This window comes from Verrucomicrobiia bacterium (assembly GCA_023953615.1).
In the GTDB taxonomy this organism is placed as follows: domain Bacteria; phylum Verrucomicrobiota; class Verrucomicrobiia; order Limisphaerales; family JADLHS01; genus JADLHS01.
The window spans coordinates 1,030,490-1,052,639 of sequence record JAMLJH010000002.1; the positions used below are offsets into that span (position 1 = coordinate 1,030,490).

The window sequence follows — 22,150 nt, forward strand, 5'->3', positions numbered from 1 at the left end:
CGCTGCTCCGCCGCTTTAGCTTTGGAATCCTATTGCCGTCAAAGGTGCTGATCACTTCGCATGATTGACGATTTGCGTCGGGCCAAATTTCAGTCGGGAACAAATTCGTGGTGACACTTCAAAGCTCCACTGTTTTTCGGGCGCGGAGGAAATGCAGCCAGCAATTCGTCACGGGGCGATGATAAATCTGCTCCAACGCGGTGGCATAAACTTCAAGTTGCGGCGCGTACTGTTTTAGCTTGTCCGGCAGACCGGCTTCGTCCACGGCGTCGGTTTTGAAATCGAGCAACCAGATTTCGTCCGGCAACAACACCGCCAAGTCCACCTGACCTTGCACGACGATGAAATCATCCGCCGCCAGCGTCGCGGCAGGTTGCAGAACCTTGAGGGTGCGCAGCGTCTTCGGGTCGAGCCGCGCGGTGAACGGCATTTCCCGATTGATGATGCCGGCGGGCAAGGCGCGGAGTTTTGCGCCGAGATCGGAATGCCAGAAGCTGCCCAGCGCGCCGAAATCCAGCACGGCAAATTGCTCCTCGCTCAACACGCCGGCACCGCGCAACCGTTCGGCTTCGTTGCGCAGATCGAGATCGGTCGCCGTGCGGGCGATGGTGATGAATTGCTGGAAGGTGTGATGCGCGATGCCGATTTCGGCGGCGGACAATCCGTCGGCGGACGACGATTTCAGCCGCGCGGTTTCCGGCGGGAAAAACTTTCGCGATTCCTCATCCGTATCATCGGCAATGCGGCGGCGGATGGCGGTGACGGTGGTTTTCGCTGGTTCAACCGTCGCTTGCAGGTGCGGATATTGGAAATGAATCCGGGTCTGGATTTCAGCGAACGGCTCGATGCCGGGTTTAGTTTCAGCCGCGTTCAACTCGGTGGCTTCCGTCGCCGTCGGTGAAGCGGGCGTTTCCTGCGCTCCATGAAAACGCCACGCCAAAAGTCGGTTTTGACCACTCGTTTCCTGCTGCCACTCATCGGGGGCGGTGTGGTTCGTGAACCACAGGTGCAGCCAGGCAAGAAAGCTGTTGGCTTTGAGCCGGGCGTGATCCGTGAGCTGGGCGGGAATGTGCCAGCGCTCGATCTCATCCCGGCGCGCTGTACTGCCAACGAGCAACAAGCGGTCGCGCGCGCGGGTGAGCGCCACGTAAAGCAGGCGCAACTCTTCGCCCCACATCGCGCGGTGTTCGTATTGGTTGGCGTGCCAGTGCGCGAAGCTGGGGTATTTGCTTCGGGCATGGGGCGGCACGATTTTCGGCGCGAGGCCGATGGTTTCACTCAATAAAATATCGTCGTTTAGATCGCCGGTGTTGAAGCGGGAGCCGAGTCCCGCCACGGCGACGATGGGAAACTCCAGTCCCTTGCTGGCGTGAATTGTCAGCAGCCGCACCGCGTTTTCCGGCGCCACCTCCGCCGGGGAGTGGTCCACCTCGGCGACTTCCTGATCGGCGATGAAACGCAGGAAGCGGAACAATCCCTCGCGTTGGTAGGGATCAAACCGTCGCGCCAGTTCAATCAAGCGGCGCACGTTAGCCACACGCTCGGGACCACGTTCGCTGGTGAGGAGCAAGGTTTCGTAGTGCGTATCCAACAAAATGGTTTCCAGGCAATGCGTGAGCGGCGCGTGGCGAATCAACTCGCGCCAGCGACGAAAGCGCTGGTGAAAGGCTGCCAGTTTATCACGGAGTGCCGTGGTGAGGGGACGATCAGGCGCGAGCACCTTTTGCGTGGCAATCCAGAGCCGTCCCTTCGGCTCGGCGATGCGAAGCTGCGCGAGTTCTTCCGCCGATAGACCGACGAACGGTGAACGCAGCACTCCCAGCAACGGCAGGTCTTGCAGCGGGTTATCGAGCAGGCGCAGCAGATTCAAGCCGTCGGCGATCTCCTGCGCTTCCAAAAATCCGGCACGTTCCGCTTGCAGAGGGATGCCAAATTGATGAAAGGCTTTGGCGAACATTTCGGTTTTGCCCGCGGCGGCGCGAAGTAAAACCACCATGTCCGAGTATTCCACCGGGCGAAATCCAAGCTGGCCGTCGCGCGTATCCGCCACGGGGTAATGGGAGGTCTTCAGCGCCTTGAACTGCGCCGCGATGAGTCGCGCTTCGCGTTCGACCGCCAGTAAATCTTCCGCGTTTGGAGTGGCTTCATGGCTGCCGTCCAGATCAAGGTTGCCGCTGGAAAAATCGTCTTTGGTGAGTACGTGAAGTTCCACCCGCGGACTCGAGTCCTGGTTGACCGCCAACGCCGCGCGCGTAGCGGCGGCGCCAAAATGTAATTGTGCTTCGGCGCCGTAGGTCAGGCCGCCGATCGCCGGACGCATCAGAACTCCGAAGACCGAATTGACAAAATTCAACAAACCTTCGGCGCTGCGGAAATTTTCGGTGAGCGCGAGCACCTGGCCGGGATTGGTGGGGCGCGTCACTCCGAGCGCGTCGCTAACCGGCAGAGGACTTCTTGCTTTACCGGTTTGTGGCGTTGCCCACGCTGCTTGATAGCTCTGAAAAATGCGCGGATCGGCGAGGCGAAACCGGTAGATGCTTTGTTTGACGTCGCCGACGAGAAAGCGGTTGGCACAAGCGTCTTCGCCGCTCACCGCCTGAATGATGGCGGCCTGCGCGGCGTTGATGTCTTGACATTCATCCACGAAAACGAACGCGAATTGTTCGCGACATGCCCGGGCGATTTGCGTTGGCGCTCCCGCATCCGTTCGCAACAGGCGCAACGCGAATTGTTCTTGATCGGAAAAATCAATGCCGCCGAGTTCGCGTTTGGCTTGCGCGAAAAGTTGACCGAATTCTTCCGCCAGTCGCAGCAGAACCAACATGGGTTGTCGCGCCCAATTCCAATCCTCGACCAAAGCCGCGCCGTCGTCTTTCGCCAGTGCAGAAAGAAATCTGGCGTCTTCAAAAAACCGTTTTATTGGATCGCGATGAAGCTTTTTGGTGCCGCGTTTCCAAGTTTCGTCGGCGTCATTGATGGCCGCCAGGGCGCTGGCGATTTGCGCTAAAGTCGGGTCGTCGCGGATCAGCGGATTTAAGGCGACTTGACAGGTCGCGAGATTAGAACACGCATCGGCGGAGGCGGCCAGGGGCGGTTGCCAAAGCCGCGCCCAAGCGGAAACTGCCGCGCTGAATTGATGACGCCAGGCCGTTGGTTCGGCGGCGGAGAACAAAGTCGTTTGCGCGGAGAACCAGGCGTCCGGACTTGGCAGCGTCTGACTATAGCGATGGATTTTGACGATCCACTCGCGGATTTTTTGATCTCGTCCCCGACCGTAGGAGCGGATGAGTTCGCGCACTTGCGCGGAGTAATCCGTGGTGCCGGCGTAGTGTTTGAGGAACAAATCGTTGAGCAGCGTGTGAATCAACGGCCGGGTTTGCGTTTCGTCCAGCACTACGCAAGCGGGGTCCAGTCCCAACGTATGAAAATTGCGGCGGACCAGTTCCAGACAAAACCCGTGCAGCGTGGAGATGTTTGCCGTGTCCAGCAGCGCGAGTTGCTCCGCTAGGTGGCGGGCGTCCCCATCATCGGGCGGCGCACTCAAATCGGCTGCGAGTGACTGCGGAGCAGAGTGGACGGAATGATTCAAAGCCTCCGCCGCTTCCCGAAGCCGGGTTCGCAGGCGTTGTCGCATTTCTGCGGCAGCGGCTTCGGTGAATGTCACCATCAAAATTTGATCCAGACCACAGCGGCCGCCCGCGATTCGCTCATGGAGAATCAACTCCAGACACCGATCGGTGACGGTGCTGGTTTTTCCGGTGCCGGCCCCGGCGGCCACCAGCACGTTTCCGCGCGCCCGGATGGCGGCGTTCTGTTGCTCGGTCGGATGACTCATGATTCCGCGGGCCGGTTTATTTCAATTGCGCGGGCCCGATCACCAAGGAGGCCGATCGTTGGATCATGAGAGGTTGTGACGTGTTTCATTGGCGCGCGGAATCGGGTTGTTTCAAAATGCGGTAGGGTTGCGTCCAGCGATCAAAGCGGCAGATGGCGGCAAACTCGCAAAAATCGCAGGCGGTTTTTGCGCCCAGGCGATAGGGCGCGGGCGCGATGTTTCCAAGGTAAATCTCGTTGCCGAAGCGGAACAAGGTGGCCGCCGTGTGGTTCAACAGATCGCGAAAAGCTTCGGCCTTCATTCCATCCCGGGCGCGCGCCGAGGTTTTGAACTGTTCGTTCGATTGAGTGGGATCAAATTTGTCGAGCTGCGAAGCGTCAAATCGTCCCGCGTGCTGAAACGCCTCACGGAACTGTTTCTCGGGATAATCAAGCGCTTCACTACGATTGGCTGCGGATTCAAAGCGTCCTTGCAGATTGATGTAAAACGCGCCAGCCGCGTTGAGTCGTTCCGCCTGGAACGTCTCCCGCACGGCGGGTACCCGTTCCAACGCGAGCAGGTAGGTGGGTAATTGCAATTGCAGCCCGTGATAAAGTTGTGCGTCGCTCAATCGCTGATCGCTGGATTTGTAATCCATGACCACCACCAGCGCCGCGCCTGAATTTTCGTCACGATAAAGATCAACGCGGTCAATCCGCCCGCGCAGACTCAGAGTGCGATTCCCTCCCAGGTCGAAACGACAGGCGGGCCAAAGCGCGTCCGTGCCGGTCCCGAAGCCCGCCTCCACGCGGACGGGATCGAATTGATAATTTTTCGCCCAACCTACCAGCACCCGGATCAGGGTTTGCAACGTCAGCAAAAGTTGTTCGCCACTGAACCGGCGGGCGGCATCACTCAGCAGCAGGCCCTCGCGATACGTCGGCAGCAGTTCCGTTCCAATGCGGCGTACGCGCGCTTCCGCCTGCGCGGGCGAGACCTCGCGCCAGCGGAGCTTTTCCTGTTCGAGTTCCCGGTGAAAAGCCGTGAGTACCGCGTGTTGAAACGAGCCGCGTTCGCGCGCGTCAAATTCATACTCTTCACGTTCCCTGGCGCGCATTCCGTGAATGACGAAGAATTTGAACGGGCAGGCCGCGTAATCCTCGAGCTGGCTTACCGAGGTGATCAATTCCGGACCATACCACTGAGCCACCGTGTCCGGAGATAAACGCTCGTGAGGCGCGCGGGCAAGCTGTTCGGACTTGGCGCGAAGCTCCGTCAGCAGCGGGGAGGTGAATTGAACCCAAACGGGATCATTGGCGGGCAGTCGCAAGCACGGCACGATGATTTCGCTCTCGTGTTCCACCTCGGTGAAGGCGGGGGGTGGCTGCCACGTTTCCATGGCCAGTCCCGGAAAGATTTTTTGAAGCTGATCAAAAAACGGCGACGGATTTAATTTTCCCCCGGCGTCATCGGTTCGCGCGCAGGTCAGCACCAGGCGTTCACTGGCGCGCGTGCAGGCAATGTAACCGTAGAACCACTCGTGCCCCAGGCGATGCCGGAACGCCGCGCCGAGCGAAGCGCCATGCGACTGAAGCGCGTCCCGTTCGAGTTCGTTCAACAACGGGTCTTCCGTGGGCGCGGCCGGGAAGCCGCCTTCGTTGAGGCCCAGCACCAACACCAATTTCAAGTCAGGATTGCGCGAACGATCCACTGACCCGATCAGCACCTGATCCAACGTCGGCGGAATGACCCCGACGGTGAGATGCGCCAATCCGGCTTCGAGGATGGGCAGCCATTCGCGGAGCGGCAAAGGTTCGGTTGGAAACGCCTGTTCGAGGTTGTCCAGCCATTGGTGCAACTGCTCCAACACGGTCGAGTGCAACGCCGGATTGGGAAGCTGCAGTTCCGATTGCGCGGCGGCGTCGGTCCATGCGGTCAAGGTTGCTTCGACTGCAAGCGCATTCCAGAATTCGCGTACGGCTTGGGCAAGTTGCGCGCCAGAATGAGGCGCAGCCGTTTGCCGGGCCAGGACTTGAAACGGCGCCAGCAGTTTCAGGCGCCGCGCCTCGGTAACGGCGACCGCGCCGGATTGATCTGGCGGCGCGAGCGGTCGGAGCCAGGATTCACCTTCCCAACCGTATTGCAGTGCGTCGTTTTCCAGTTCGTCAATCGCTTGCGGACTGACCGGCATGAAACCGGTTTTGAGCGCACCAAACCAGTCCGCGTGACGCCAATGAAACGCGACGACCCGTAAGGCGCAACGGGTCAGCTCCGCGAGTGGGTGATGCGAAACGGACTCGCGCCGATCGAGGAAGAACGGAATGTCATAACGCGAGAAGACGCGTCGCAAGATGTAATCGTAGCCTTGCAGCGAACGCAGCAAAACCGCCGCGTCCCGATAACGTCCCCCCTGGCGCACGAAGCGGCGGATTTCGCGGGCGGCCAAGGTTGCTTCCGCCTCCGGATTGGCGCAGGCGGCGGCGCGGAGATGGGGTGGCGGGGTGGTTAAAACCGAAGTCGCCGCGCGAGTCGGCCAAGCCTCCGCGAGTTGCGCCAAATCGGGAGCGTGCCGGAAACGGGTCCGTTGCGGATCAGCAGTCAGAGTGGCGATGGAGATTGCCACGTCAGGAAGTTGCGCGAGCCTTTCCCGACAGCGCCGGAACGTCTGACCGATGACGCTCCAGGGCGACAGCCAACTCGGATCGCTCCGGAGTTCCGCCGGCAGGCAGAACGCCAGAGTGGCCTGCTCCGCAACCGGAATCACCGCCGCGAGCAAATCCAGTTCTTGAGCCGTCAATTCGGCAAAACCATCCATCCATAAACCGCCGAGCCGAAGCGTCGGTGCGTTCGGGTGGGGTGGTCGGGCGGCGCGCAGGTGTTCCGCCGCTGCGGTTTGCAAACCGTCGAGGTCTTCGAGTTGATGCGCTTGCAACCAATCGCGATAAGCCGACAACAGCAACGCGAAATCGCCGAGCTTGTCCGCAAGCTGCGCGGGATGCGTGAGCCGGGTCGCCAGCGCCCGGAGTTTGCGAACGGAAATTTGGTGGCGTTGCAGCTCGCGAAACAACCCGCTGAGCCGCATGGCAAAGCCCGGCAGCCGCGCCGTGGCGTGGAAGATTTTCAATTCTGATGCGTGCCGATTCAGCAGTGCGCGCAACACCATGATCCGGCCTTCGTCATCCAGCCAGTTGGGTTCAACCCCGGCCTCGCGGAGAATGAATTGCGCGAGGCGATCAAAGGAGAAAATCTCCAATCGGGTGTAGCCTTCCAATTCGCCCGTCGCGAGCAACTGCCGTTCAAGTTGGAACGTCGCCTGCTTCGGCGCGAGCAGCAGCAGCGGCAGACCATCGGGCGAACGGAGCAACTCCCGCCGGATTTCAGCCAGACACTGAAAAGTCTTGCCGCTACCGGCTGGGCCGAGGAGAAACCGCGTTTGCACGCGGTTCGTTTTAGTCGCAACCGCAGTCGGAAGCAAAAAAACAAAATTATTTATTTTCCGACGGGAAGGAAATTTGACCCGAACGCGCGCCGAATCGTTACTTTTCCGACCATGCCAGAATCATGCCAGAATCAAGTTCTCCTTGTCTCAGCTACATTCGCCGCTAAAATCGGACGCAATTATGGCGCAAGGCTTACATTTGTCGCAACGATTGACGCAGTCGTTGGTTTTGGCCCCCCAACTCCAGCAATCGCTGGCGTTGTTGCAAGCGCCGACCCTCGAACTCAAAGCCTTGGTGGAGGCGGAGCTGCAGCAAAATCCCGTGCTGGAGGAAATTGACACCGGCGGCGATACCGACATGGCGGATCGAGAAGCGGAGAGCGAGAGCACTGGCGAGGCGGGCGACGCATCCGAAACTTCCGAAGCGGGGGAAAGCGGCGACAGCGTGGACGATTTTCAGGCGGAATTTGATCGCCTGGTGCAGTTGGATCAGGATTGGCGCGACCATTTCGCGCAAACCAACGTCCCGACGCGCACCTCGGCCGAGGACGAGGAAAAACGGCAGTTCATGTTCGATTCACTCGTTGCCTCGACCACGCTGGCGGAAAGTTTGTTGGAACAGGTGCGCGATACGGACCTGACTCCGGCGGACCTCCAGGTGGCGGAGATTATCATCGGCAACATTGATGACTACGGCTATCTCAAAGCCTCGATCGAAGAAGTCGCCGCCATTGCCAATGTAACCGGGGAGAAAATTCTCGAAGTCCTCAAGGTCATTCAAACGTTTGAACCCGCCGGTGTCGGCGCGCGGGATTTGCGGGAATGTCTCTTGTTGCAACTGGCCCACACCCGCCAACAGGACTCGCTGGAATACCGCATCGTTCGCGACCACATGGACGCCTTGGGCAAGCGGCGCGTCCCTGAAATCGCCCGCGGCACCGGCTCAACTATTGAGGAGGTGCAGGAGGCCATGGCCGCAATCGCGCAACTCGAACCGCGTCCGGGGCGTGCGTTTCTCTCCCAGGCCGACCATTTTGTATTGCCCGAAGTGTTCGTGAAACGCAGCGGCGGCGATTTTGTGGTCACCACGAACAACGAACACATTCCACATTTACGCATCAGTAATGTTTACAAGGACCTGATGAGTCAAAGCGCCAACAGCGCCGAAGTGAAGAATTACATCCGCGAGAAAATCCGCGCGGGCAAGTTTTTGATCAAGAGCCTGCACCAAAGACAAAGCACCATCGGCAACATCGCGCGCGAGATCGTCAAACGACAGCGCGAGTTCATGGAGAAAGGCGTCGCGTTTTTGAAGCCGCTGACGATGGTGCAGGTGGCGGAAGTGGTGGGTGTGCATGAAACCACCGTGAGCCGCGCCGTGTCCGGCAAATACATGGAAACGCCGCAGGGCGTTTTCGAAATGAAGTATTTCTTCACCGCCGGTCTGCAGACGGATTCCGGCGCGAACGTGTCCAACACCAGCGTCAAGGACATGATTGCGGAGATTTTCAAATCCGAGGACACCGGCAAACCCCTGTCCGATCAAGAGGTGGTCAAAATGCTCAAGGACAAGGGAATTGTGATCGCGCGCCGCACGGTGGCGAAATACCGCATGGAATTGAACATCCTGCCTTCCAACTTGCGGAAGGTGTACTAAAAGGCATCCGGTGCGAGGCGTCCAACGGCCAGCCTCCGACGGAAAATCAGGCGAACGTCCTTCGCCCCTCCACGCCCGGCGCGGCTACTCTGATTTCGCTTGAAAACGCTGCCTCGTTATCTCCTGCGTCAGGTCGTCGCCACGTTGGTGATGACCGTGCTCGTCTTCACGTTCGTGATGATCATTGGCAACATCCTGAAAGAAGTCCTGGTGTTGTTGGTGAACGGTCAAGCCTCGCTGGGCGTCATTCTGAAATCCATCGCGCTGCTCGTGCCTTACGCGGTGGCTTACGCGCTGCCGATGGGCATGTTGACGGCGGTGTTGCTGGTGTTTGGGCGCTTCAGCGCCGACCTGGAATTAACCGCCTGCCGGGCGAGCGGCATCAGCCTGGTTTCTCTCGCGACGCCGATTTTGCTGCTCAGCCTGGTGCTGTGCGGCCTGAGCGGATGGGCCAACTTGAAACTTGCGCCCGAAGCGCGGCGCGCTTTCAAAAAAATCGTTTTCACCTTCACGACGGAATTTTCCGCCGCACAAATCCCTTCCGGTCAGTATCTCAGGGATATTCCGGGCTACCTCGTTTACATCGGCAATAATCAAAATGGCCATCTGACGGATGTGCTGATTTATGACCTGGGGCAGGGGACGGATCAGCAATCGAAGAGTTTGTTTGCCGCGCACGGGACGATCCAAAAGGAAACGGAGGGCACGAATTATCTGTGGGTATTGAACCTGACGGACGTGCGGGGCTTGACCTTCGAGGGCGATCAAGCCAGCCCGGGCGCGGCGCGCGAGATGCGCCTCGAATTTGATCCGACCAAGTTCGAGCGCAACCGGGAGCGGCGTCCCATGGCTTACGCGAGTTTTGCCGAACTGCGCGCGGAACTGGGAAAAACTCGCGCCCACCGACCCTTGATATCTCAACAAACCGAGCCGGAGATTCGCAAATCACTGGCGGTTTCGGAGCTGAGTTTACTTATGGAAATGAATCGGCAATGGGCGTTTTCCTTCGCGCCGTTCGGGTTCGCCCTGATCGGCATTCCGCTGGGCATTCGCGTGCAACGGCGTGAAACCAACATCGGCTTCGCCCTCGCCGTGGTGTTGGTGCTGATTTACTACGGTCTGATCCTCGCCGCCTTGGCGCTGCAAAATCATCCGGAGCTGCATCCGCACCTGTTGCTTTGGTTGCCGAATCTGCTCTTTCAGGCCGTGGGCGCAATTTTACTGTGGCGCGCCAATCACGGACTGTGAAGTCGAAGCGTCAAGCTGCACAGTGGGTTGGAAATTAGTTCTGACCAGGTGGACTGAAGTAGAATGGTCGGGGCGGCGAGATTTGAACTCGCGACCTCTTGCACCCCAAGCAAGCGCGCTAGCCAGGCTACGCTACGCCCCGAACCATTGAATTGATTGGTAAAATCGCAGGTTTTTGAGTCCGGCAATTTGCGTTTTTCATACTGTGGTTCCATACCGTGCGAGGTGAAGGAACATTCCGCCACCACCGTTCGGTGATGGTGAAAAACGTTCGTGGCCAATCTCATGCACCACGTCCAATCCGGAAACCATTATGCGCGAATCCGTGTGCGCGGCAAGCTGATTTGGAAATCCCTAAAAACCGACCGCATCAGTGTTGCCAAACTACGTTTGAGTGATTTTCACAAAGAGGAAAGGCAGCGGGCCGCCGTAAACAAATCCGTCGCCCGTGGAAAAATGACTTTTGGGAATGCGGTGACTGTTTACCAAAAACAACGCAATAATGACCCAAACATCAAGCCCGGAACTGTGGAATATGATGACTACCGTATGCCTCCACCAACGGGGAAGATTGGCGGTTGGTGGAACTGCACTCCCAATTTTCCCATCGCCCGCCCAAACTGCGTTTGGGGCGTTTTCCCGGCGATTGGCTCGGCAATGCTGCCCACCCCTTCACACCGATAGATGCTGTCCCGGTCCACATACAGGCTTTGCGGCAACCCATGCCTCTTAGCCCAGCCTTCCAGCATGTCGTAGCTGGCGTGCGTCGTCTCGGCCTCAAAAAACTGTGCCCACACCCGGTTGCCCGGCCCGCAGATTGCCGCCGGGCTGGGGATCAGCTACTCTCGCCGCGTGGCCAAGCCAGATTTCATCGAACTACCCGGAGAACCGCCCATCCCGATTCTATACGAAGACCGTTCCGTCCTGGTCATTGATAAGCCGCGGCATTGGATGCTGGTGCCGTTTTCCTGGCAACGCACCAATCGCAATTTGCAAGCAGCTCTCGTTTCTTCTATCGCGGCGGGAGATTTTTGGGCGCGCGCCCGCAGCTTGAAATTTCTGCGTTACGTGCATCGGCTGGATGCCGAGACGACCGGCCTCTTGATGTTCGCCAAAAGTCAGGGGGCGGTGGACGCTCTGGCGAGCCTTTTTGAAAATCGCCGTATCGAGAAAACCTATCTCGCGGTGGTGGCCGGAGCGCCGGTTCAAACTGAATGGACGTGCTACAAAAAACTCGGCCCGGACCCTAGACACGTTGGTCGTCAGCGCGTGGATGAACGACACGGCAAAACCGCCGAAACTCATTTTCGAGTGTTGCAAACTGTCGCGTCGCCTCAATTACGCCAGGCCGCTGGCGCTGAAACCCGTCCCGGCAAATTCTCACTCTCGAAAAATCCAAGACCGCACCAATCATCTGTGTCGAAGCAAACCTTGGTCGAGGCCCGCCCTGTCACCGGTCGCACGCATCAGATCCGGATTCATCTGGCGGCGGCGGGCACGCCGTGTGTTGGAGACCAACTTTACGGACGACCTCGAACCGGCGCGGAATTGGGATTACGCGCCATTCGTCTCGCCTATCGGGATCCCTTTACGCGCCGACAGGTCGAGATCGCCGCGCCGTTTCAGGAGTTTTGCCGGGAATACGGATTCGACATTCCCGCGTCTTGAGGCATACTCCCCGCCGCTTATGGCATCCGGGTCATCCAACCACGCCCATCATTCTATTCCGATCGAGCAGGGAAACCAATTCCTTGAAGTTCGCCAGTCGCGCATCCACGGCACGGGCGGCTACGCACGACAGGACATCCCCGCCGGGACGCGCATCATCGAATACGTGGGCAACTATATCAGCAAGGCTGAATCAGAACGACGTTGCGAAGCTGATAACGCCTACATTTTCACCATTGATGACGAGAAGGACTTGGACGGCAACGTCACTTGGAATCCAGCCCGATTCATCAACCACAGTTGCGCACCAAATTGCGAAGCGGAATGGGACGAAGGGCGGATTTTTATCAACACCCTGCGCGCGATCACCACGGGTGAGGAGTTGACTTTCAATTACGGTTACGACCTGGAAGATTTTCAAAATCACGTTTGCCGCTGCGGCGCGCCAACATGTCCAGGTTATATCCTGGCCGAAGAATACTGGGCGGAAGCGCGCCATCTTCTCGCGCAACAAACTGCGGCGCATCCAGCTCTCGTCACCAACCCGGTCGCATGAACGCAGTAACCCCATTCCGATTGGGCGTCCTCGGCTCGGGACGCGGGTCGAACTTTGTCGCCATCGCGGACGCGATTGCGGCTGGCAAAATTCCGGCGGAGATTGGTCTGGTACTGAGCGATGTCGAGACGGCGGGAATTTTAACGGAAGCCCGATCCCGCCAACTTCGGGCCCGCTACATTGCGCCGGGAAAATTCCGTACCAAATTGGAAGAAGGCGTCGAGCAAACCTACGTCGCAGCGTTGCGGGAAGCGCGAGTGGATTTAATCGTGCTGGCCGGTTTCATGCGGGTGCTCAAGGAAACTTTTCTGCGCGCCTTCGCCGGACGCATTGTGAACATTCATCCGTCGCTGCTGCCTGCGTTTCCGGGTTTGGCCGCGTGGCAACAAGCGCTCGATTACGGAGTGAAAGTCACCGGTTGCACCGTTCACTTTGTGGATGCCGGAGTGGACTCGGGCGCGATCATTGGTCAGCAACCCGTGCCGGTATTGGACACGGATACCGCGGCTTCGTTGCACGCCCGCATTCATACGGCGGAACACGAACTATACCCACGCTGCATTGCGTTGCTGGCTCGCAATGAAATCACCCTCGCGGGTCGTCGGGCCGGACGTCGGGCGGCAGCGGATTGAACTTCGGGTCAGTGTGAAATAAACGCGCGGACGCAAGCAATTCACTTGAGACCGGTTCGGAGACCACATAGGATGACGTCGGTGGGCGGGGTAGCCAAGTGGTAAGGCAGGGCTCTGCAAAAGCCTCATTCGTCGGTTCGATTCCGACCTCCGCCTCCAACTTCAAGTTGCACTTTTGCAACGAGTTGCAGAATCCAGAGGGGGCAAGTGCCAGTGAAAGTGCCAGTGAAATCAATACCGGGATACGACTCATCATCTACTCCGGCATTACTCGGCAATCACTCGCGATGACGGGATTCGCAGCCCGTTTGGTGTAGCTGATACACCCAAAGCCACGTTCAGTTTCATAGCTTCGGACAGAAAGTCTGAACTTATGAAACGTCGTTTCATCCTCTACCGTCGCAAGCTCGGGGGCACATTCTACGTCGAGGACACCCAAACCCGAAAGCAGGAAAGTCTCGGCACGAAGGATCGCGCCGAGGCCACGTCCCTGCTCAACGCTCGTAACGAGTCTGTTCGCCAACCGCAACTGAATCTTCAAATCGCCAAGGCATACTTGGCTGGAACGGATTCAGGCGTCTCGACCCGGACGTGGCAACAAGCACTCGATGCCATTGTCGAAACCAAGAGCGGTTCAACCCAGGATCGCTGGAAACGTGCGGCGAAAGAAACCGCGTTGGACCATATCCGCCATCGAGTGATTCTGGAAACGCAAGCCGATCATCTGCTCGCCTGCCTCAAGGCGGGCACGGTCAGCACGAATGTTCATCTGAGGAAGTTGCACAACTTCTGCCTTTCGATGAACTGGCTGCCGTGGCCGCTCATTCCCAAGCGCCTCTGGCCGGAAGTGCGTTTCAAGGAAAGACGCGCCATCACCAGTGAAGAACATCAGCGCATCATTGAGCGGGAAAAGAACCCGGAGCGGCGAAGCTTCTACGAACTCTGCTGGCATCTCGGCGGTTCTCAAACCGACATCGCCAATCTCAAGGCGGAGGACATTGACTGGCCCAACCAGACCATTGCTTATGCCCGGCAAAAGACCGGCAGCCTCGCAATGATTCACTTCGGGCCGGACATTGAGGCGGTTCTGCGCCGACTCAACTCAACGGGATATTTGTTCCCATATCTGCAATCCGTTCGCTCTGGCGACCGCGCCACGGAATTCAAGCAACGATGCGAAGGATTGGGAATCAAAGGCGTGTCGCTGCATTCTTACCGCTACGCTTGGGCGGAGCGGGCGAAAACGTGCGGCTACCCGGAACGATTTGCACAGGAAGCGCTCGGTCACAACAGCAAGGCTGTGCATCGCTCCTATTCACGAAAGGCCAAGGTGAGGCTGCCCTCGCTGGAAAGCTACGAGAAGCAAAACGTGGAAGGCCGCATCATTCCATTGCTTCCGCCCGTGCCGAATCCCGAAAGAAACGGTCACTCGATTTCAGCGGCTGGTTAAGCGTTCAGTCTCCGGGAATCGTCATAAGCCGTTCCGAGTCACAAAAAAATAATTCAAATATTTTTCACCCTGCAAACATTGCAAAAAAACGATGTTGAAACCGAAAACCAGCCAAGTCGCCCCGCATAAAATCAGGGTGCTTTTGTGTCAAGTGTCGGCGGTGACATCGGTTTTGTTCAATGTTTGCAAGGCTTCGGCTGCCAGATTCGCAGTTCAACAAAAGTGCGCCTGATAAAATGATGGAGTCGTTGAATGAATCAGCGACGCAACCAAAAAAGCACATTATGGAAGCAACTGAAATGACGGACACACTCAAAAGCATCAACACGACTCCTCATCTTTGTCGGAGCAAGGTAAAACAAACCGCGCTGGAAATTGCCGCCGCGATCCGGCCCGCCAATAAATTCAGCCGGGTTGGGATGAGCTTCGTTGAACGCATTGAAGCCAAAGTCCGCGCCGCCATCCGTGAGGAAGTCAGGATTCATCCCAGCAAAGGCAAGACACTTTTATGATGAGTCCAACCGATGCGTTGAATCTTCTGCATCACGCGCGCCCGCCAGTCTTGTGCTTGCGGGCGTTGCGTTCCCGCCAGTAGCTCGCGATAGCATCGCTGGCGCGAGCGAGCCACTTTTCGTCGCGGCGGAATTGCTCCAGCGTTTCAGTGGCGAAGAACTTCGTGCTGTTGCGGGCTGGGTGGCCCAACGGCTTCAACAGACCTGCTGCAATAAGCATAGGAATCTCGTGCGGCTCAAAACCGAGAAACCAAGCAGCCTGCATCGCATCAAGTCGCGCGGGAACGATCTTCCAACTCAAGAATTCGGTTTGTTGCGCAGTTACATTCATACGCGGACTGCCGCGCGGCGCTTGGGCCGGGGCGAATGGGCTTGGGTTTGTTTCTCGGAAGTCTTCTGTTCGGTCGCCTCGGGAGCATCCGCATCAACCTGGCTCGGCGCTTGGTTCTTGGTGAGATCGAGCTTTTCTTCGATCTCACTTTGGCGGCGGGTCAACTCTTGGTAGCGCTCCTCGCGCTCGAAGTGTGCGCCAACTTTGGTTTCCAGCTCTTTTGCCCGCTTCGTGGCGTCGGCGATGTCGTATTCGAGTTTGGATGCGCGCTCCTCAAAGCCTTGGACGTTTGCTTCGAGTGAACGAATTGTGCCCTGCGCCGTGTCTGTCACTCGTGCGGCATAACTGTTCTTTCCGCGCACAATCATTTCGACGTTGTTGTTGAAGGTGGGACGCAGGAACAAATCGAAACCCGCAAAGCGTCCAACCCGCACGTCATCGCCGAATCGGTTTTTGATCTTCTCGGCACGACGAACAATCAATTCTCCGGCAATCCCCCGGTTGTCGAGAACTTGCCCGTCGAGTTCGATGCTGAACTTGTCGCCCGACGTGTCCTGCCGGAGAGCGATGTCCTGACGCAAGTTGGTGAGCCGTCCCGCGAACGCCTCGGCGTCCTCGTGCGAGCGACGGAGATTGGAGCGGATGCGGTATTGTTCCTCGGCATGGGCGGAACGCAGCCGCGTGAGACGGATCAATTCCGCGTCCACCTGGGCCTTTTCAATCACGAGCGGATTACCGGAAGCAATGGCCTTCACCTCGGCGTAGGTCAGTGCGGCCGAGTCCAAATCTTCAAGGCGGCGGATCGTCATGTCGCCGCTCATCACCTGCGCGATGAACTTCGCCTTCGTCTCCAGTGTCTGCCACATATAGGCGTCAAAGCTCCCCTCCGTGACGTAGCGGAAAATCTGGATGACGGAATTCTTGTTTCCCTGCCGTAGAATCCGTCCCTCGCGCTGCTCCACGTCTGCCGGTCGCCACGGCGCATCGAAATGGTGCAAAGCGATGAGGCGTTCCTGAACATTCGTTCCCGAACCCATTTTCTGTGTGCTGCCGAAAAGGACACGCACCTTGCCCGCCCGAACGTCCCGGAATAGAGACAACTTCGCAGCATCGGAGTCATAGTCTTGAATAAAGGCGATTTCCGCACTCGGCACGCCAAGCTTCTCCAGCTTGTCCGCCGCGTCACGATAAACCGAAAAGCCCTTGTCCTTCGGCGTCGAGAGATCGCAAAAGACGAGCTGCGCGGAACGCTCCGGCTTCGACTCCTGCCAGATGAGGAAAATGTTTTCGACCGCCTGATTGACTTTGCCCTGTGGATCGTCCTTCGCGGCTGGCTTCATCAGCCGCAGATCCAAAGCAGCCTTCCTGCCCTCGGACGTAATCTTCAGCATGTTGTCCACGCTTGGATCAACACGATTGGCTTTCAGGCGCTCCGCGCGCTTGGCAAGTTCCTGAACAAATGCCTTCAACTCTGGCGTTGCTGGCGCATTTCGGATGGTTGGCCTTTCGCCATCAAGCTTTGGCCGGGGCAAATTAAGCATTGCAGCGGTTTGCACGTCGGCGGACTGGCGGAACATCTGCATCAGCTCCGGCACATTGATGAAACGCGCAAAGCGCGTGTTCAGACGGTAGCCCGCGCCGTCCGGCGAAAGCTCCATCGCCGTCACCGGCTCGCCGAAAGTGGCCGCCCACGAATCGAAGTGATGCAGATTATGTTTCTTCAGCGCGTCGTGCTGGAGATAACGCTGCATCGTGAACATTTCGGCCATGCTGTTGGCGATGGGCGTCCCGGTGGCGAACACAACGCCGCCCCCGCCGTTCAACGACTGGACGTGGCGCACCTTCAAATACATATCGAACGCCCGCTCGCTCGCGGTCTGCGGAAGCCCCGCGATGCGTGTCATCTTGGAAACGTAGAACAGATTTTTGAAGTAGTGGGCCTCGTCCACGAGCAGCCGGTCCACGCCAAGTTCTTCAAACGTCAGCGTGTTGTCCTTTTTGTGTTCGGCAGCCAGCGTTTGAAGTTTGGCTTCAAGCCGCTTCTTCGCTTTTTCCAGTTCCTTCACCAACCGGCGATTAGAACTGTCGGCGTGTTCCCGGCGGATCATTTCCAGTTCGTGAAGCTGCTCCTTAAAAAACCGCTCCTGCGTTTCGCGTGAAAGTGGGATGCGTTCAAAACCGGAGTGCGTGACAATGACGGCATCCCAATTGCCAGTCGCGATGCGGCTGAACAGTTTCTTGCGTTTGTGCGACTCGAAATCCTCCTTGCCTGCGGCCAGGATATTCGCGCCCGGATACAACGTCAGCAACTCGGTAGAAAACTGCCCGAGCATGTGATTGGGGACGACAAACATTGGCTTGCCAGAAAGACCAAGCCGCCGCGATTCCATCGCAGCGGCAACCATCGTGTAGGTCTTGCCTGCGCCGACGACGTGGGCGAGCAATGTGTTCGGCGTTTGCAGAATCCGCCAGACACCGGCCTTTTGGTGCGAGTGAAGTTGAATCGCTCCGCTTGCGCCCGGCAACGTCAGGTGATCGCCGTTGAAGGTGCGAACGCGCGTGTGATTGAACGTGTCGTTGTAGAGGCGGCAAAGCCGTTCGCGGCGCGAGTCATCCGACCAGACCCATTCCTTGAATTGTTCTTTGATGCGTTCCTGCTTTTCGCGCGCGGCCTCGGTTGACTGCGCGTTCACGACAGGCTTTTTATCCACCATGTCATAGACCGTAGGCGTTTTCAGATTGAGCGCGTCTTCAATCAATTCGAGCGCGGTATAACGGTCAGTTCCCCAATCTGTCGTGTTTGCAGTCGCGCCTTTCGCTTCCCAATTCGCGCTGATATGCCAAGTGCCGAGTGCGTGGATGTGGCCGATTTCCACACCGGACGGAATGTGGAGCAATCCATTCGTGAAATCCTGCACGTCCCCTGGCGGCAGCCAGGACGCGCCAAGGCGAACATCAATTTCCGTGGCCGCGAGGTCGGCTGAAATGAAGTCCGTCACCGCAAGCGAGGCCGTCCAATGGGCGGAGGAGCACTTGTTCGACCGCAATTCGGTCGTGCTCGAATGTCAGGTGTGGCAGGAAGCGTTGGGGCGGGCGCGCGGCGAAGGTTTTTCAGTTTCCGAACTCAAAGAGTTCACAGGGAAGCGCGGTTACATACGGGATGAGGAACGTCCCGGCGCGGTCACTTTGCGCGAAGTTCTGCTCCGCGAATGGGAAATCGTTCAGACCGCGAAAGAAGGCGTGGGTGATGCCTGGCCGCTGGTTGCGAATCCGCGTCCGGCAGATCCCAAACTCGACGACGAACAACGAGAGGCACTCGATGCTTTGCTCTCCTCCATTAACACCGTGTCTGTGTTTCGCGGCGGCGCGGGCACGGGCAAAAGTTTTGTCCTGCACGAGCTGGTCGAACAACTTCGGGAGTCTGGTCGGCGTGTGGTTGTTCTCGCCCCGCAGCGTCAGCAAGTCGTGGAAATGGAGAAGGCAGGATTTCCGTCACCCTCTACGGTCGCGAATTTTATCCTCAAGCGCGAACTGGCTGAACGCGCGGTCGTTGTCGTGGACGAAGCGGGGCAAATCGGCGGGCGGCAAATGCTCGAATTGATGCGGCTGGTCCGCGAGCGGAATGCCCGGCTGATTCTGTCGGGCGACACGCGGCAGCACGGAGCTGTTGAGGCTTCGGACGCATTGCTGGCAATCGAGCGGCACTCCGGCGTCAGGCCAGTCGAGTTGCACAAGATTCGGCGGCAAGACCCGGCGCTTGGCAAAGACGCCGATGAGCGCATACGCATCAAGGATTATCGGAACGCAGTCGAATCAGCGGCGGCGGGCAAGTTGAGCGAATCGTTTGAACGCCTCGACAAGATGGGTGCGGTGGTGGCGTGCGGCTTGGGAGATCAAGCTGACAAGCTGGCGAAAGAATATCTCCGGCTCGCGGAACAAGAGGCTTCGGCGGTGGTCGTCTCGCAAACATGGAGTGAAGTGCATCGCGTCAACACGCGCGTCCGCGATGCACTCAAAGACAAAGGATTGCTCGGCGCAAACGACACGATCGTTCAAGTGCTGGACAAGCTCGACTTGACGAACGCGCAGAAACGCGACGAACGGTTTTACCCGCCTGATGCCGTCGTCGTCTTCAATCAGAAAGTGCGCGAAGCTGAACCGGGTGCGAAAGGAAAGCTGGCGGGCATTTTGAAATCGAGCGTGCTCGTCGAAGTTGGCGGAAGATTCATCACCGTTTCAAACAAAGTCCTGGATCACGTTACGGTTTATCTCCCGCGTGAAATCTCGGTTGCACAAGGCGACCGGCTTCATCTCAAAGCGAATCGCAAGCTGGCTTCAGGTGGTCGCGTCACGAATGGCGAACTTGTCACCGTGAAGTTGGTTCGTCCCGATGGCGCAGTTGAACTCACCGATGGCCGCGTCCTGGACAAAACTTTCCGCGAGTTTCTGCCGGGCTACGCCGTCACGTCCTACGGCTCGCAAGGCAAGACGGTGGATTACGTCCTGTTCTCCGACTCGACCGTCAAGGCCGCGACGAACGCGCAGCAATGGTATGTGACCATTTCGCGCGGGCGGCGTGGCATCCGAATCTTCACGCCGGACAAAGAGCAATTGCGCGAGAATGTGACGCGCTCCGGCCACAGGCCGCTGGCGATGGAGTTGGTGGCCGGTCTTGTCCCGCGCCGTGGCGTCCGCCTTTGGGATCGCTTGCACGTCCATCTCCTCCGATTTGGACGACGCGCCGCCGACACTTTTTGCCGGTTGAAACTGGCGCGTCGTCATCACCATCAACCCACGCAAAAGCATGAACACAAAAACACCCGAATGTTGGTCGAGCGACCCGAACGCTCACGGCGTCAAAATCGAACTGTCGGCTGAACGGAGTCTGCTGCTGCCGTTTGATCAATTCGCCTTCGCCGAACTCAAAACCGAAGGGAAGCAGCAACACCTCCGTTTGGTCTTTGCCACGCACGAGGTTTCGATTCGCGGCAACGCCTTGCGCCGAATCGAGACAACGATGCAGCGAATGGAATTGTCATTCCTCGCCGTTTTGTCGAGCAGTGAACGAAAACTCATCGCGGAAGGCCAGCCAGTGATTCACGACATCACCGTTACGGAGGCAAATGCGGCTGGCAAGCAACATGAACAGGTCAAATCCTGATCGGTCGGCTTATTTCGAGGGCCGGAACACGCGGATTTCCGCGTCTTGTTGTCCGTGCTGCGGGACAGCGAGGAAAAACTCATTCAATTCGGCGGAGAAAAAGGAAGTCCGCGCGCCGGTGCGGGTGGGAATTCGTTCACGCAACTGGTAATGATCCGCATCGCGCTGGTCAACGACATCTACGAAACCTTCGCCACAGGAGACATAAAGGCGTTTAAGCGCGGCATCATAAAACACGTCATCGGTGTCGCCGGAAATCGCAAAGTTGGTCACGGGTTTACCGGTCGTGGTATCGAAGACAACCAACCGTGCCGGTTTGCGGCAACCGACGAACAGGCGGTGATTCGCTTCATCCAGCGCCATCGGAAAGTTGGCTTGGAACTCCTTCATCGGCCATGTCGTGGTGACGGTTTGCTTCTCGCGGTCAATAACGGCGATTTGTTTTGCGTCAGGCACGTTCACGAAGATGCGGTTTCCGTTCTTCTCCAATTGAAATGATTCCGGGTGTCCCCCGAGCTTTATGTTGCCGGTTTGTTTCATCGTCGCGGAATCAATGATGGCGAGTGCGCCGTCGCCATAGCCGTTGTAGATCAATTTCGTTTTGGCATCGAAGCGTGCGTTGTCGGCGTCGTCCAGTGAGCCGATGCTTTTCGCCAACTCGTAGGAAACGCCGTCGAACAATTTGAACGTGCCGTCGTTTCCGTTGGCGACGCCGATTTGGTTCGCTTCCGGCAGAAAGACCACGCCTGTCGGCATGTGAAGACCGTTGATGCTCTTGACCCGCTTGCCCGCTGCCACGTCGAGCACTTCAAGGGTGTCGTTTCCAAGTGCAGCGACAAAGAGACGGTGATTCTTTGCATCTATGGCAAAATGGTCGAACCGTCCTTTGACACCGGGTAGCGGAATGGTCTTGATGAGTTTGAGCGTGTTGGATTCCTGCGCCCCAGCGTAGAGGGCGACGGAACAGAGCAGCGATAAAGCAAGTGACCGCATAGGTTGAGAGCTATTTGCTGCCGTAAGTGAAATCATCGAACAGCGTCACGCTATCGGCCTTTGTCCACACGCCGACCATGCCCGCGTCCTTGAAGCTGTCGTCGCTGGCTTCGATAACTTTCTTGCCGTCAAACGTGACGGTGAATTTATTTCCCGCAAAATCCACGCGCAACGTGTGCCATACGCCAGACGCGACCTTGGTGTCGGAGTTTTTGAACGAGACGCGCTTGCCTTTGATCGTGTGGTAAATGGTCACGTTGTCTTCGAGCGCGTTGGCGCGGGCGATGTAATAATTGTCCGCATCCGCGCAGCGCCAGATGACGCCGCCCGCCTGATCTTCCTTGCCGCTGACGGGCTTAAACTTCACTTCGACGAAGCCATCCTTGAGGCTCGTGTCATCCTTGATGCAAACCGGGTAAGTCGCTTCGCCGGATTGTTTGAGGACGTTTGGTTTGCTCGGCGCGGTGTCGTCCTTTTCAACCGTCCACTTCGCGTTGCCGCTGCCGGTCTTGGTCGCGGTCCAACCGGCTGGAGCTTCGCCGATTTTGGCGTCGTCGAAATTGACGGTCTGTGCGAGCGCAGCATTGGCTAGAACACTCGTTCCGATAATCATAGCAGTGATAGTTTTCATAGTTAGAGTGTTTCACCGGCAACCGCTCGCTCGCATGTTGCCGGTGAGGTTGCGTGAT

The 22,150-nt window shown here is 57.9% G+C and carries 16 protein-coding genes and 2 tRNA genes; 11 read left to right on the plus strand and 7 right to left on the minus strand.

Annotated elements, in window-relative coordinates; genetic code table 11:
- Positions 1-118: 118 nt before the first annotated feature.
- Positions 119-3,835: a UvrD-helicase domain-containing protein gene (locus tag M9920_14645; protein ID MCO5053520.1), complete on the minus strand. Its 3,717-nt coding sequence runs from the start codon at positions 3,833-3,835 to the stop codon at positions 119-121.
- Between the two features lie 85 nt (positions 3,836-3,920).
- Entirely contained in the window at positions 3,921-7,253 is a 3,333-nt protein-coding gene (locus tag M9920_14650) for a PD-(D/E)XK nuclease family protein (GenBank protein MCO5053521.1), read from the minus strand.
- Positions 7,254-7,434: 181 nt separating this feature from the next.
- Here M9920_14650 and rpoN point away from each other — a divergent pair, with 181 nt between their 5' ends.
- Positions 7,435-8,910 carry an RNA polymerase factor sigma-54 gene (rpoN, locus tag M9920_14655; GenBank protein ID MCO5053522.1) on the plus strand — a complete coding sequence of 492 codons (1,476 nt, stop codon included), beginning with the start codon at positions 7,435-7,437 and terminating at the stop codon, positions 8,908-8,910.
- A gap of 99 nt (positions 8,911-9,009) precedes the next feature.
- The gene (locus tag M9920_14660; GenBank protein MCO5053523.1) at positions 9,010-10,158 is read left to right on the plus strand and encodes an LptF/LptG family permease; all 1,149 of its coding nucleotides are present in this window, start codon (positions 9,010-9,012) and stop codon (positions 10,156-10,158) included.
- Positions 10,159-10,222: 64 nt separating this feature from the next.
- Here M9920_14660 and M9920_14665 read toward each other — a convergent pair.
- Positions 10,223-10,300: transfer RNA gene (locus M9920_14665), tRNA-Pro, on the minus strand.
- A 185-nt stretch (positions 10,301-10,485) separates the two neighbouring features.
- On the opposite strand from M9920_14665, the gene M9920_14670 reads away from it, so the two are divergent.
- The 7 genes from M9920_14670 to M9920_14700 all read left to right on the plus strand — a co-directional run bounded on the left by M9920_14670 (position 10,486) and on the right by M9920_14700 (position 14,976).
- Positions 10,486-10,842 (plus strand): hypothetical protein, encoded by a 357-nt coding sequence (locus M9920_14670; GenBank protein MCO5053524.1) that lies wholly within the window; start codon positions 10,486-10,488, stop codon positions 10,840-10,842.
- A 168-nt stretch (positions 10,843-11,010) separates the two neighbouring features.
- Complete coding sequence (locus M9920_14675) at positions 11,011-11,826, plus strand: RluA family pseudouridine synthase (protein MCO5053525.1); 816 nt, start codon at positions 11,011-11,013, stop codon at positions 11,824-11,826.
- Between the two features lie 19 nt (positions 11,827-11,845).
- The gene (locus M9920_14680; protein MCO5053526.1) at positions 11,846-12,382 is read left to right on the plus strand and encodes an SET domain-containing protein-lysine N-methyltransferase; all 537 of its coding nucleotides are present in this window, start codon (positions 11,846-11,848) and stop codon (positions 12,380-12,382) included.
- The gene (gene purN, locus M9920_14685) at positions 12,379-13,014 is read left to right on the plus strand and encodes a phosphoribosylglycinamide formyltransferase (GenBank protein MCO5053527.1); all 636 of its coding nucleotides are present in this window, start codon (positions 12,379-12,381) and stop codon (positions 13,012-13,014) included. Before M9920_14680 ends, purN begins: the two co-directional genes overlap by 4 nt.
- An 84-nt stretch (positions 13,015-13,098) precedes the next feature.
- Positions 13,099-13,173: transfer RNA gene (locus M9920_14690), tRNA-Cys, on the plus strand.
- Between the two features lie 214 nt (positions 13,174-13,387).
- Positions 13,388-14,464 carry a tyrosine-type recombinase/integrase gene (locus M9920_14695; GenBank protein MCO5053528.1) on the plus strand — a complete coding sequence of 359 codons (1,077 nt, stop codon included), beginning with the start codon at positions 13,388-13,390 and terminating at the stop codon, positions 14,462-14,464.
- Positions 14,465-14,748: 284 nt separating this feature from the next.
- On the plus strand, positions 14,749-14,976 hold the full coding sequence (locus M9920_14700; GenBank protein MCO5053529.1) for a hypothetical protein: 228 nt from the start codon (positions 14,749-14,751) through the stop codon (positions 14,974-14,976).
- Positions 14,977-15,007: 31 nt separating this feature from the next.
- Here the strand turns inward: M9920_14700 and M9920_14705 are convergent, their stop codons facing one another.
- On the minus strand, positions 15,008-15,277 hold the full coding sequence (locus M9920_14705; protein ID MCO5053530.1) for a hypothetical protein: 270 nt from the start codon (positions 15,275-15,277) through the stop codon (positions 15,008-15,010).
- 26 nt (positions 15,278-15,303) lie between these two features.
- Entirely contained in the window at positions 15,304-18,306 is a 3,003-nt protein-coding gene (locus M9920_14710; protein ID MCO5053531.1) for a DEAD/DEAH box helicase family protein, read from the minus strand.
- On the opposite strand from M9920_14710, the gene M9920_14715 reads away from it, so the two are divergent.
- Positions 18,293-20,185, plus strand: a complete 1,893-nt coding sequence (locus tag M9920_14715; protein MCO5053532.1) for an AAA family ATPase — start codon at positions 18,293-18,295, stop codon at positions 20,183-20,185. The two genes, M9920_14710 and M9920_14715, sit on opposite strands and share 14 nt — an antisense overlap.
- Positions 20,112-20,468 carry a hypothetical protein gene (locus tag M9920_14720; GenBank protein ID MCO5053533.1) on the plus strand — a complete coding sequence of 119 codons (357 nt, stop codon included), beginning with the start codon at positions 20,112-20,114 and terminating at the stop codon, positions 20,466-20,468. Before M9920_14715 ends, M9920_14720 begins: the two co-directional genes overlap by 74 nt.
- Positions 20,469-20,477: 9 nt before the next feature.
- Here the strand turns inward: M9920_14720 and M9920_14725 are convergent, their stop codons facing one another.
- Complete coding sequence (locus tag M9920_14725) at positions 20,478-21,461, minus strand: YncE family protein (protein ID MCO5053534.1); 984 nt, start codon at positions 21,459-21,461, stop codon at positions 20,478-20,480.
- A gap of 10 nt (positions 21,462-21,471) precedes the next feature.
- Entirely contained in the window at positions 21,472-22,092 is a 621-nt protein-coding gene (locus M9920_14730) for a DUF1080 domain-containing protein (GenBank protein MCO5053535.1), read from the minus strand.
- Between the last annotated feature and the right edge of the window lie 58 nt (positions 22,093-22,150).

Excerpts from the sequence above, each read along its gene's own strand:
- M9920_14645 (MCO5053520.1), bottom strand. The coding sequence starts at position 3,835 with ATGAGTCATCCGACCGAGCAACAGAACGCCGCCATCCGGGCGCGCGGA.
- rpoN (MCO5053522.1), top strand. The coding sequence starts at position 7,435 with ATGGCGCAAGGCTTACATTTGTCGCAACGATTGACGCAGTCGTTGGTT.
- M9920_14680 (MCO5053526.1), top strand. The coding sequence starts at position 11,846 with ATGGCATCCGGGTCATCCAACCACGCCCATCATTCTATTCCGATCGAG.
- purN (MCO5053527.1), top strand. The coding sequence starts at position 12,379 with ATGAACGCAGTAACCCCATTCCGATTGGGCGTCCTCGGCTCGGGACGC.
- M9920_14695 (MCO5053528.1), top strand. The coding sequence starts at position 13,388 with ATGAAACGTCGTTTCATCCTCTACCGTCGCAAGCTCGGGGGCACATTC.
- M9920_14700 (MCO5053529.1), top strand. The coding sequence starts at position 14,749 with ATGGAAGCAACTGAAATGACGGACACACTCAAAAGCATCAACACGACT.
- M9920_14715 (MCO5053532.1), top strand. The coding sequence starts at position 18,293 with ATGAAGTCCGTCACCGCAAGCGAGGCCGTCCAATGGGCGGAGGAGCAC.
- M9920_14720 (MCO5053533.1), top strand. The coding sequence starts at position 20,112 with ATGAACACAAAAACACCCGAATGTTGGTCGAGCGACCCGAACGCTCAC.
- M9920_14725 (MCO5053534.1), bottom strand. The coding sequence starts at position 21,461 with ATGCGGTCACTTGCTTTATCGCTGCTCTGTTCCGTCGCCCTCTACGCT.
- M9920_14730 (MCO5053535.1), bottom strand. The coding sequence starts at position 22,092 with ATGAAAACTATCACTGCTATGATTATCGGAACGAGTGTTCTAGCCAAT.